We start from the raw sequence: 12128 nt of genomic DNA, 5'->3' as shown, positions 1-12128 counted from the left end.
TTTCACGGAAATGACATCGAGCGGGTTTTTCGAGCCATGCAACAAAGCTTACAGTCGTTTGCAATGACGATATCAATCTTTATTTTGCAATACCTTTTATGCCACCTGTAAATTTCGTTGCATAATAAAACTATCACTTATATACTGTCGCTAATGATTAATTTGCTTAAAGTTATATGGTAAGTAGTAATTTTTATAAAAATCTAGGGCCACGAAAACTAACGGCAATTATAGATTTTTTACACGATATTATAGAACCTCCTAAGATTCATGAAGATATAGCTATTCATGATATTAAAATTCTGCAGGAAGCATCACCAAATGATATTAGCTTTTTAAGCAATCCTAAATACTCCGAATTTTTAAAAACTACCAAAGCTGCTGCTTGTATAGTGCCGAAAAATTTTACGGAAGAAGCAAATCCAAATACTGTTTTATTACACGCCCAGAACTCATATTTTGCTTACGGCAAATTAATAGATTTTTTTTATGCTCCTATTAAATCATACCCTGCTAAAATAATGAAATCCGCTATTGTTGCAGATTCGGCAACTATCGGGAAAAATTGTTATATAGGTCACAATGTAGTTATTGAAGACGATGTTATTATAGGTGATAATAGTATTATAGAAGCCGGAAGTTTTATAGGTAGAGGCGTAAATATCGGCAGAAACGCTAGAATAGAACAACATGTTTCAATAAATTATGCAATTATAGGCGACGACGTCGTAATACTTGCAGGTGCAAAAATTGGACAGGACGGGTTTGGATTTTCTACCGAAAAAGGCGTACATCACAAAATATTTCATACAGGAATAGTTAAAATCGGCAATAATGTTGAAATCGGTGCAAACACTACTATTGATAGAGGATCACTTCAAGATACAATTATAAAAGATTTATGCCGCATAGATAATTTAGTACAAATAGGGCATGGCGTCAAAATAGGTAAAGGCTCTATTATCGTAGCACAGACAGGTATAGCAGGAAGTAGCACGATCGGTAAATATTGTGCTCTTGGAGGGCAAGTAGGAATCGCCGGACATCTAAATATAGGCGACGAGGCACAGGTAGCGGCACAAGGCGGTGTAGCACAAAATATAGAAGCAGGTAAAATTGTCGGCGGCAGCCCTGCAGTTCCTATCATGGATTGGCATAGACAATCTATTATTATGAAACAATTACTAAAGACCTCTAATAGCAAATTAAAAAAGTAACTTGCTATTGAAAAGAGCTTTGTTGTTGCATGAATACCTGAGTGTCGTCATTGTGAGCAGCCATAGGCTACGTGGCAATCCAAAAAAATTAGCAAAAAGTGCTGATTTTAGTACTTTTTACTAGATTGCTTCGTCAATTATTACATAATTTCCTTGCAATGACGGAAAATTTACATTAAAGAAGAGACCTAAATAAATGATCATAGATATTACCGAAATCATGGATTGGATACCTCATCGCTATCCATTTTTATTAGTAGATAGAGTACTTAAAATCGATCCTAACAAATCAATAACAGGTATTAAAAACGTTACTGTTAACGAACCGCAATTTACAGGACATTTTCCGGCAAGGCCTGTTATGCCCGGTGTTCTAATGGTTGAGGCTATGGCACAATTAGCTGCTATATTAGTTGCTAAATCTTTAGGTTCTATTAAGAATAAAGAAGTGTTTTTAATGGCTATCGAAAATGCAAAATTTCGTAGAATTGTTCAACCGGGGGATACTATGCATATCCACGCTGTTATTGATCAGCAAAGAGCTAACGTATGGAAATTTTCAGGTACGGTTACGGTCGAAGGTGAAATAGCTGCAGAAAGTAAGTTTACCGCAATGATTAAAGATAAAGCATAGGGACAATAGTGTCAAATTCTAATATCCATACTACAGCTGTAATTGCAGAAGGTGCAAAGCTCGGTAAAAACGTAAAAATCGGACCGTATTGTATTATAGGTCCTGAAGTTGTGCTTTATGACAATGTCGAGCTAAAATCCCATGTAGTAATTGAAGGGATTACCGAAATCGGCGAAAATACCGTAATCTATCCTTTTGCATCAATAGGTCAACCTCCACAAATCTTAAAATATGCTAATGAGCGATCAAGCACGATAATCGGCTCTAATAATACTATTAGAGAATATGTTACGGTACAAGCAGGAAGCCAAGGCGGCGGAATGGTGACAAGAGTAGGAAATAATAATTTATTTATGGTCGGCGTCCATATAGGTCATGATTGTAAAATCGGCAATAATGTAGTATTTGCTAATTATGTAAGCCTAGCAGGTCATATTGGGGTAGGTGATTATGCAATAATCGGCGGGCTGTCTGCCGTACATCAATATGCTAGAATCGGTGAATATTCGATGATCGGCGGGCTATCGCCGGTCGGAGCAGATGTAATACCGTTTGGGCTTGTAAGTAGCAAACGTGCGGTGCTTGAGGGCTTAAATCTAATCGGTATGAATAGAAAAGGGTTTGATAAAGTAAAGTCTTTAAGTGCTTTAAAAGCTATCGAAGAAATCTTCTCAGGTGAAGGTAATTTTGCTGAGCGTATAAAACAAGTTGCCGAGAAATATAACAATAATTCTATAGTAATACAAATTATCGATTTTCTTAATCAAGATAGTAGTAGAGCATTTTGTCGTTTTGAGAAGTAAATTTATTTAGTGTTACAATTAAATTAGTATACGCTTAGAAATAAATTTAAGTAAAAAACTTGAAAAAGCAACTCGCAACTCATGATTTACACCGTGGAAAAAGCTGGATAATTAGTGAAGCAATACGTATATATCTTAAACAACTAGAAGAGTTAATTGAAGCTATTAAATCATGGATGAATTAGTCACTAATTTTCTCATTTTTGCTTGCAAAGAGTTTTGGCGTAAACGAGTTTTCAAGCTCTTAAAATCAACTATTTCTGCATTTTGATTTTGCTGGCTACAAGCAAAAATATATTTTTGCTCTCCTTTAACTTTTTGAATACATTGTCCGCAAATTCCTTTCATCATACATTGCATTGATGAATTAACGCTAACTATTATTTTTGTATTTTCACTGAATATTTCATTTTTTAGACTTTGCAATTCTTCTATTATTTCAGGAGAAGCATTAATTATTGCTATATCCATTGAAACTAATTTACGGATTTTTATATCAGGATAGGTAACAAATATAACTTCATTATTATTTTCTTTTAGAACTTTTAATAAGCCTATATTACCGGCTTCGAAATCAACAATAACTATTTTTTTATTTTGAGGTATTTCTAGCGGCGAACCTGTCGGCCCCATTAAAACTACTTTCTCATTTTCGGATAATGTTTTACATAAGCTAGTAGATTTACCGACTTCAAAAACTATAAAGCTAATTAAGCCTTTTTCTACATCAATATCGATAGGGCTTAAGGCTACAGGCTCTATCAACTTAGCAGCATCTTCAGAATAATTTTGTAAGCGAAAAAACTGTCCGAACTTAAAATTTTTAGCAGCAAGCGGCGAATGAATTATCAACTCAAAAGTTTTATCATCTAAAATATTTATTTTATTAACCCTAGAAGTCAGCAAATAATCAAGCTGCGTACAAAAATCTTTATAACTACCTTTAAAACTAGGATTATTATTTATAAGCCTTTTGTTAATAGCGTCGTACCCTTCTTTGGTACTAGCAAGAGCCTTCACTACACTACCCGAATATTTAGGATTACAATCACCGAAATAACTATATTTATCCTCATCGAATTGAGTGTTATTTTCTATACCGATTGCCATAATCACGGTTTTGGTTTTGATGTCATTGCAAGGAAATGCGTAGCATTGACGCGGCAATCTTGTTAAGCCAAACTCCTGAAATTGCCACGCAGTCTTTGACTGCTCGCAATAACGGTTTTGATTCTCAAACTCCACAGATTCCACATGACCGTATTTATCAACATTAATCCTTAAAGGTTGCATATTTTCCTTAAAATCAACACCGAGTGCTAATGCATATATTAGCTCCTCGTGATTTAATTTATATGCCGGCGAATCTTGCAATCTTCCACGATAGTAGACAGTAGCACCCCCAAGCTTATTAAAAACCTTTCTTAATTCTTCATTATTCTTAGCTTCTTTAAACAATTTTGCATGAGCAATAAATTCTTCAGCTATTTCTTTATCTTCCTCCGTTAAATCTTTTTCTATATAATCTTCGGCAAATTCCTCTACTTGTTTTTTATAGTAATATAAACTTTCCGTTGCTGCGTCTAAGGAAGTAAGACCGCCGCCTATTACCGCAATCGGCATCCTAATTACCATATTAGTATTAGAATTTTTCAAAAATGCCCCTCCGCTTTGCAAAGTCATTAAGAAATCAGAAGCCGTTTTTACGCCCTTAGCTTCAAAATTTTTTATATCTAAAATTTTCGGCTGACCTGCTCCAATGCAAAAAGCTATATGGTCGAAACCCAAATCGAAAGCTTGTTCTTTCGTTATATTAAAATCTAAAGCTACTCCGTCATAATATTTGAAATTATTATTTCTCTCTAATATTAGCCGCAATATATCGAGATTGTTTTTATCCCACCGAACGGTAATCCCATATTCCGCTACCCCTCCAAATCCTCTTGGCATTCTTTCCGATAACAAATTTTTATATTCATGCCAAAATTTTATAGGCTTATGAACGTCAAAAGGCAGTAGAGTAATTTTTAAACCGTCAATGGCCACAACATTATGACCTGACCGTAATAAATAATAGCTAAGACTAAAACCTGCAGGACCAAGACCGGTAACTAAAATATTATAATTAGTAGGTTCTTTCGGAAGCGGTGCATAAATATTAAGCGGATTCCAACGAGTAAGCAGTAAATATATCTCTAAGCCGTAAGGTAATTTAAGCGTTTCTTCTAAAATATTTGATTCTATTAATGAGATATTTACCGGATCTTGATTTTGGTAAATACAAGCTTTTGAGCAATCATTACAAATCCTATGACCTGTTGCTGCAACCATCGGATTATCAATAACGATAATAGCAAGAGCACCTAGGTTAAAACCTTGTGCCTTAACATAGTTCATTTCAGAAATTTTTTGTTTTAACGGGCAGCCTTGTTTTAAATCCGTCATTGCGAGCGACTGCAAGGAGCGTGGCAATCTCGTCAAATCTCCTGAGATTGCCACGTCGCTTCGCTCATCGCAATGACGATTCTGAGGTTGCAGTAATCCCTTAGAACAACTATCTTTATCCTGCTTATGGCAATAAATACAATAATGAGAATGGTTTAAAGCTTCATCTAGATTTAAAAAAGAATCTGTATAGTCAAAATCTACTCTCTTATTTTTTTGATATTTTAATATTTTTTTATCGTCTATTAGATTTTCTTTATCTAGTTTTTGTGGGAGGTTGAATAGGATGTCATCCTGTGGCTTGATACCCTCACACGAATAAACCCTATACGCAGCATACCTAGCTGCTATGTCTAATTCTTCTGCAAAACTTTCTTCTGCCTGTTGCCATATAATTATTTGTTTGGCAAATTCTCTAGAAGTAAAATTCGCACCTATTAAATCAGTTAGCTTTAAATACACATCTTCAAAATCAATATCTTTTATTTTTTCCGGTGGATATTTTTTTACGGCAACACGTTGAACAAATTTTCTTTTACATTCATAAATAATATCAAAATCTTTATGTTTTAACCTTGATATCGTTATTTCTTTTGAAATACAAAATAACTCTGCTAAAAAATCGTCTAAATGAGGGGAAATTTTTAGCAAAAATTCGGAATAATCTTTTGGAATAATGGAGAGAGAAGTCGATCTAAATAACATTAAATCTTTATGCAAAGATCTATCGGCTTTAAAGAGATAATCTAAAAATATTTGATCTAATTTTTTAAGCCCGGTTAAATCTAACTCATTAAAATCTAGATTAAAACCAAGTTTCATAAATAATAAATAACTCTTTTAGAAAATTGTCTATAAATTAAATAACTTATACAAACAGTAATAAATGCAACTATAATAGACTTAACTATCAGCATCATATCCGGTAATGTTCCGTCAATCACCAACGCTTGTACGGGTCTTATAACTAAAAAGAACGGATTGAATTCAAAATATATCTTTTTAGACTCCGGAATTAGCGAATATGGATAAACTATTGGTATACTCCAATAAATAACTCCAAGAATAACACTCAACATTTGCGGAATATCTCGAATATACGGCGTTAAAAATGCTACTGCGATAGAACCGCTAATCACACATATTATTAAGGGCAAAATTAATATCGGCATAAATATTATTTGCCAAGAAAATTTTTCTGGAAATAATAAAATAAAAGCAAAATACATTGCCGAAAATGAGCAAATTAAAGTATATAATTGCCCTAAACTATCCGCAACAGGAAAAAAAGTCTTAGAAATTCTAACTTTTTTTATTATTTGATCACGTGTAACTAAAGAACTTGAACAAATCGTTAAGCTGCTTACTATAAAACTCCACAAAGGAATACCGCCGACTAAGTTCATTACCATAAATTCTCTTGGCTGTCTTAATAAAAAACCGAAAAAATATGAAATTACCATTATGTGAATAAAAGGCTGAATTAAACTCCATAAAGAACCTAAAAAAGAATCTTTATTTTGCCTAATTATAGAAGCTTTAACTAGTAATGCTATTGCCCGCCAGTATTTTTTAGAAAAAAAATACTTTATCATTTTTATTAATTTCCTTGTTGTTGGTTATAGATTTTAAACATTTCCGATGGTGTACCATCACCTATAATATTGCCGTCTTTTAATAAAATACACCTATCGCAATTATCTTTTATAATTTCTTCTTGATGGCTTACTATTATTGAAATAGGAGTATTTTTAAATTTATTCTTCATTAAACTAAGAGATTTTTCTATAAAATAGCTATCGCCTGCCGCAAAAACTTCATCAAGTAATAGAATCTGCGGATTTTGAAATATCGATACAGAAAAAGCAAGGCGTGATAACATACCGGAGCTATAAATTTTTATCGGTAAATCAATTTTACTACCAAGTTCTGAAAAATCTATAATTTCCTTTTCAATTTTTTTGCTATATTTATCCAGCATATTATTATATAGCATTAACATTTTTATATTTTCACGACCAGTTTGCTCAGGCTCAAAACCAACTCCCATATCTATAATTGCCGCAATACCTCCATGAACTTTGACTGTACCGGATTTTAACGGATATATTCCGGCTATTAGCTTTAGAAGCGAACTTTTTCCCGAACCGTTACTCCCTATAAAAGCTATTTTTTCTTCCTCATAACAAGAAAAATTAATATTGTTTAATATAGGTATATTTGGAGAAAGAGAGACTCCTTTTTTTAAGAAGAAATGCTTTAAACCTTGAGCTCTTTTATGAGTATCAATACCTTCAACATAACCATTAGTTATCTCTATAAATACTTTTGGATGGCTAAGTGACATAAAATAAATATTAAATAGATTTATTAATCCAATCTAAAAGAGAATTTTTTTGTTGCAAACCTATTTTAGTATCTTTTTGTTCACCGTTTTTAAATAACATTATCGTTGGAATACTACGAATACCGTATTCTGAAGGAGTGTTAGGATTTTCATCAATATTCATTTTAAGTACTTTTACTTTGCCTTGTAATTCTTTACTGATTTCATCTATTATCGGTGTTAACATTTTACACGGTTCGCACCATTCTGCCCAAAAATCAACCAGTACAGATAAATCCGATTCTAATACTTCCTTTTTAAAAGAGCTATCCGTTACGTTATTTGCCATAAATTCCTCTATGTTTTTGTAGCATTGTCCATATGGCTTTATGTCATTCCCGCGTAGGCGGGGATCCAGTAAAACCTATAAAAAATTTGAAGTTATTTTTCTGGATCCCCGCCTACGCGGGAATGACATCGAGTAGGTTTTTCAATCCATACAACAAAGTCGCTTTTAGCTAGGAATGACATAGTGTTGTTTTCGGATTCATATGGACAACATCTATATTTATAAATAAAATTATACAGTACAGGCTTCTACTTGTAAATAATGAAAATCTTTTTATTTATTATATTTATTTTTTCTGTTATAATATATTCGCATTATTAAAGCTGCTGTTTCCTCTATTGATCTAGTCGACACATCAATTACCGGCCAATTTCTTTGATCACAAATTTTTCTGACTTCTAGGCACTCTTTTTGTACTATATTAAAATCCGTATAGCTTTTATTTTCGTTAATTTGTAATAGATTTAATCTAGCTTCTCTTATCTCAATTAACCTATTTGGATTAATAACGAGTCCTACTACCAATTGATCTATATCTTTTTCTATAAAATCAGGAAAGGGACAATTATAAACATAAGGAATATTGGCAGCTTTTAAACCGTTATACGCTAGAAATACGGAAGTCGGTGTCTTAGAAGTTCTAGAAGGACCTATTAATATTATATCAGCCTCTGATAATTCATTAAGCATTTGTCCGTCATCATGTCTTATAGCATAATCTATAGCATTAAGTGTATCAAAATAAGTTTTATCAAATTTATAATTGTAATTCTGTTCTTTTTCTATTTCAATACCTGAAAAAACAGACATTTCTTTAATAATTTTACCTATTACAGAAACACATGGAATTTTTAATTCATAGCAAAATTTCGTTAAAGATTTTCGGAGTCCTTGATCGGCAATTGTGTATAATACTATCCCATGTTTATATTCTATTTTACTTAATACTTCATTTAGTAATTCCAAATTTCTAATCATTGGCCAATGATATAATTTTGGTTTTACGGAAGTAAATTGTGCAAGGGCAGAATTTGCTGCATATTTTGCAGTTTGCACGGAAGAGTCTGAAACTAAGTGAATAATTAGCCTTGTCATACTTTACACATGTAATTGTGGATAAATTTTTTAATAACTTATTATTTTTCCTATTAAAATCTATTAAAAATTTCCTCAAATCCTTATTAAATCAAGTAAATCTAGTGTATTTTCTTTTAAACAAATAGTTTGTGGATAAAATTGTGAATAAATATCATTTTTCTTTGAAAAAATAGTCTTTTCTAAGCTATAAATGAATTTTACACTTAATTATCCACTTGTATAAATTCATTACAAACTTATGTGAATAATAATTAAAAATACCAATATTTTTAAGAAAATTTTAATGAAAATTCTGTTGATAACTCTGTTTAAAACATTTAATCTACATAATTCTATTTATATAAACAACAAATAATAAATATATTTATTATTCTAATATTTTTAGTAATAGCATGAAGCAAATTATAAATCCGTTAAAAGGAAATAGTAATAAAATACCTATTTGGTTTATGCGTCAAGCAGGTAGATATTTGCCGGAATATAAAAAAGTAAGAGAAACAACAAAAAATTTTTTAGATTTTTGTTATGATGTTAACAAAGCAACGGAAGTAACCTTACAACCGATAAAACGTTATGGATTTGATGCAGCTATTATTTTTTCCGATATATTAGTTTTACCTCATGCTCTTGGATGGGAAGTGGATTTTAAAGAAAATATAGGACCTATATTAAAGCAATTCAAATCACAAGAAGATTTTAAATATCTGCAAACCAATCCGAATGATAAATTAGAAAAGGTTTATGAAATAATAAAAAAAGTAAAAAAAGAATTACCATCCCCCACTTCTTTAATAGGATTTGCAGGTAGTCCTTGGACAGTGATGAGTTACATGTTAGAAGGAAAAGGAAAACAGGATTTTAAAACGAGCAAAAAATTCATATATGAAAATAAAATACTTGCTGAAGAATTATTAAATTTTATTACGGAAAAAATAGTTGATCATCTTATAAATCAAGCAAAATCTGGAGCAGATGTTTTAAAACTTTTTGATTCATGGTCAGGAGTACTTACAGAAGAGGAATTTACTGAATTTGTAATAGAGCCGACAAAAAAGATTATACTAAAAGTAAAAGAAGTTTTCCCAAAAACTCCTATAATTGCTTTTCCTAAAGGAGCGGGGTTATTGTACGAAAAATTTATAAAAGAAGTACCGATAGATATTTTAGCCGTAGATCAAATGGTCCCTCTTGAAAAAATGAAAGAGTGGAGTGATAAAGTAATAGTACAAGGTAATTTAGATCCGGTTGTATTATTAACTAATAAAGAAATTATTAAAGAAAAAACTTATAAAATTCTTCAGGCAATGAAAGGAAAGAATTTTATCTTTAATTTAGGACATGGTATTTTGCCTGAAACACCTACGGAAAATGTAGAATTTTTGACAGAATATGTTAGGTTATATGAAGAAAAGAATAGCAATAGTACTTTTTAATTTGGGCGGTCCAAAAGACCTTAAATCAGTGAAGCCTTTTCTATTTAATCTATTCTATGACAAAGCTATAATTAATCTACCAAATCCTTTGCGTTATATTATCGCTAAAATAATTTCTATTGCTAGAGAGAAAAAATCTCAAAAAATTTATTCTTTAATCGGTGGTAAATCTTCTTTACTTCAGGAAACAGAGGAGCAGAAATTAGCACTAACCGAAAAGCTAAAGCAACTTATAAAAGAAGATTTCGCTATTTTTATAAATATGAGATATTCAGCACCGTTTGCTAAAGAAGTAATAGGTCAAATAAAAAAATATAATCCAAGCGAAATAATATTATTGCCTCTATATTCTCAATTTTCAAGTACTACGACAGGATCATCGGTTAAAAATTTTTTACAAAACCTTGATATTGATATTCCAATTAAAACAATTTGCTGTTATCCTCTAGAAAAAGATTTTATAAAAGCCCATGTTTCATTAATTAAAAAAAAACTATATGATAAAAATTTTCGTATATTATTTTCTGCTCACGGGTTACCCGAAAAAATAATAAAAGCAGGTGATCCTTATAGTTTTCAGATAAAAGAAACAGTACAAGCAATAGTTAAAGAATTAAATATAAAAGATCTAGATTATAAGATAACTTATCAGAGTAGAGTAGGACCTATAGAGTGGTTAAAACCGAATACGGAAGACGAAATAGAGCTAGCAGGAAAGTTAAAAAAAGACATAATTATCGTACCTATATCCTTTGTATCCGAGCATGTTGAAACACTAGTAGAGCTTGATATTGAATATAAATTAATCGCAGATAAATATGAAATTCAATATACCCGAATTCCGACACTTGGAACAAATAAAATTTTTATTAATAGTTTGACAAATATATTGCTACGATTTATTAATGAGGTTGATGCTAATTTAGTTATGAGTAGCTCCAGTACAAGAATATGTCCAAACGAATTTACTAGATGTTTGTGTAAATTAACAAATTAATAAGGAAAAGAATGGCAAGTTACTATCTATGGTTTAAGTCAGTCCATCTGATATCTGCCATATGTTGGATGGCAGGACTTCTTTATTTACCTAGAATATATGTTTATCATACCAAAGCTAAAATAGGTAGTGAGCTAGATAGTACTTTACAAGTAATGGAGCTAAAATTACTCAGATTCATTATGAATCCGGCAATGATTAGCACATTTATTTTTGGTTTAATAAATGCTCATATTTACGGGTTTGTTGCTCTTGATACTTGGTTTCACGTTAAAATGTTTGCAGTATTAATTTTAGTGATGTTTCACGGTTTACTTGCAAAATGGCGAAAAGATTTTACAAATGGTAAGAATGTCCATTCGGAAAAATTTTATCGCATAGTTAATGAAATTCCGGCTATTTGCATGATTGTTGCAGTGATTATGGTTATAGTGAAACCATTTGACTAGTATACCCTTTTTATTTGAAAATGGCAAACTCCTAAGACTGCTTCGTCAATTACTTACGTAATTTCCTCGCAATGACGTTAAAACCGATCCATGTGGGCAATGTTTTTCCGTGAAAGGAAAGCAGGAATGACATAAATAAAGCAATGTCTGCTCATCTATACTTTAGCAATACCAAATATTGCTTCTAATTCTGTTAAGTGTTTTCTCTATTGCGTTGATATCTCTCTTTTTCAAAGGTCTTTCTAGCAACTCTGCTATCTCAACTTTTAGGATTTCTAAATTTTCTTTTGAAGTAAACTCTGCTACGAGTTCAGATAGTGTTTTACTATTTCAGTTAAATTTTATACCTAACTTCCTTTAAAAGTCAATCTATAACT

The 12128-nt window shown here is 31.5% G+C and carries 12 protein-coding genes; 7 read left to right on the top strand and 5 right to left on the bottom strand.

Translation table 11 applies throughout. The annotated features are described in order from the left end of the window. The first annotated feature begins 176 nt into the window (after nt 1-176). The 4 genes from lpxD (at nt 177) to MCI_RS10300 (ending at nt 2839) form a co-directional block, all read left to right on the top strand. The gene (gene lpxD / locus MCI_RS03995; protein ID WP_014409763.1) at nt 177-1217 is read left to right on the top strand and encodes a UDP-3-O-(3-hydroxymyristoyl)glucosamine N-acyltransferase; all 1041 of its coding nucleotides are present in this window, start codon (nt 177-179) and stop codon (nt 1215-1217) included. Between the two features lie 196 nt (nt 1218-1413). Then, a complete protein-coding gene (gene fabZ, locus MCI_RS03990) occupies nt 1414-1851 on the top strand; it encodes a 3-hydroxyacyl-ACP dehydratase FabZ (RefSeq protein ID WP_014409762.1) in 438 nt (145 codons plus the stop codon). Between the two features lie 8 nt (nt 1852-1859). Next, on the top strand, nt 1860-2654 hold the full coding sequence (lpxA, locus tag MCI_RS03985; protein ID WP_014409761.1) for an acyl-ACP--UDP-N-acetylglucosamine O-acyltransferase: 795 nt from the start codon (nt 1860-1862) through the stop codon (nt 2652-2654). Between the two features lie 59 nt (nt 2655-2713). Further along, nucleotides 2714-2839, top strand: coding sequence for a hypothetical protein (locus tag MCI_RS10300; RefSeq protein WP_014409760.1), 126 nt, complete (start codon nt 2714-2716; stop codon nt 2837-2839). Here MCI_RS10300 and MCI_RS03980 read toward each other — a convergent pair. The 5 genes from MCI_RS03980 to MCI_RS03960 form a co-directional block, all read right to left on the bottom strand. Beyond that, nucleotides 2820-5921, bottom strand: a complete 3102-nt coding sequence (locus MCI_RS03980) for an FAD-dependent oxidoreductase (RefSeq protein ID WP_014409759.1) — start codon at nt 5919-5921, stop codon at nt 2820-2822. The two genes, MCI_RS10300 and MCI_RS03980, sit on opposite strands and share 20 nt — an antisense overlap. Continuing rightward, nucleotides 5918-6694, bottom strand: coding sequence for an ABC transporter permease (locus MCI_RS03975; protein ID WP_004997009.1), 777 nt, complete (start codon nt 6692-6694; stop codon nt 5918-5920). The genes MCI_RS03980 and MCI_RS03975 overlap by 4 nt, the downstream gene beginning before the upstream one ends. A 5-nt stretch (nt 6695-6699) precedes the next feature. Then, nucleotides 6700-7446 carry an ABC transporter ATP-binding protein gene (locus MCI_RS03970; protein ID WP_014409758.1) on the bottom strand — a complete coding sequence of 249 codons (747 nt, stop codon included), beginning with the start codon at nt 7444-7446 and terminating at the stop codon, nt 6700-6702. 10 nt (nt 7447-7456) lie between these two features. Then, nucleotides 7457-7786, bottom strand: a complete 330-nt coding sequence (gene trxA, locus MCI_RS03965) for a thioredoxin (protein WP_332248941.1) — start codon at nt 7784-7786, stop codon at nt 7457-7459. Between the two features lie 261 nt (nt 7787-8047). After that, nucleotides 8048-8869: a pyruvate, water dikinase regulatory protein gene (locus MCI_RS03960; protein ID WP_014409756.1), complete on the bottom strand. Its 822-nt coding sequence runs from the start codon at nt 8867-8869 to the stop codon at nt 8048-8050. A gap of 395 nt (nt 8870-9264) precedes the next feature. On the opposite strand from MCI_RS03960, the gene hemE reads away from it, so the two are divergent. The 3 genes from hemE to hemJ are packed head-to-tail and all read left to right on the top strand — an operon-like array spanning nt 9265 to nt 11751. After that, on the top strand, nt 9265-10305 hold the full coding sequence (gene hemE, locus MCI_RS03955) for a uroporphyrinogen decarboxylase (RefSeq protein ID WP_014409755.1): 1041 nt from the start codon (nt 9265-9267) through the stop codon (nt 10303-10305). After that, nucleotides 10262-11302, top strand: a complete 1041-nt coding sequence (gene hemH, locus MCI_RS03950; protein WP_014409754.1) for a ferrochelatase — start codon at nt 10262-10264, stop codon at nt 11300-11302. Before hemE ends, hemH begins: the two co-directional genes overlap by 44 nt. Before the next feature lie 11 nt (nt 11303-11313). Next, nucleotides 11314-11751 carry a protoporphyrinogen oxidase HemJ gene (gene hemJ / locus MCI_RS03945; RefSeq protein ID WP_014409753.1) on the top strand — a complete coding sequence of 146 codons (438 nt, stop codon included), beginning with the start codon at nt 11314-11316 and terminating at the stop codon, nt 11749-11751. Nucleotides 11752-12128: the final 377 nt, after the last annotated feature.

The organism is Rickettsia montanensis str. OSU 85-930, from assembly GCF_000284175.1.
In the GTDB taxonomy this organism is placed as follows: Bacteria; Pseudomonadota; Alphaproteobacteria; order Rickettsiales; family Rickettsiaceae; genus Rickettsia; species Rickettsia rickettsii.
The sequence above is the reverse complement of the archived record's forward strand: the minus strand, read 5'-3'. Positions and strand labels throughout refer to the sequence as shown.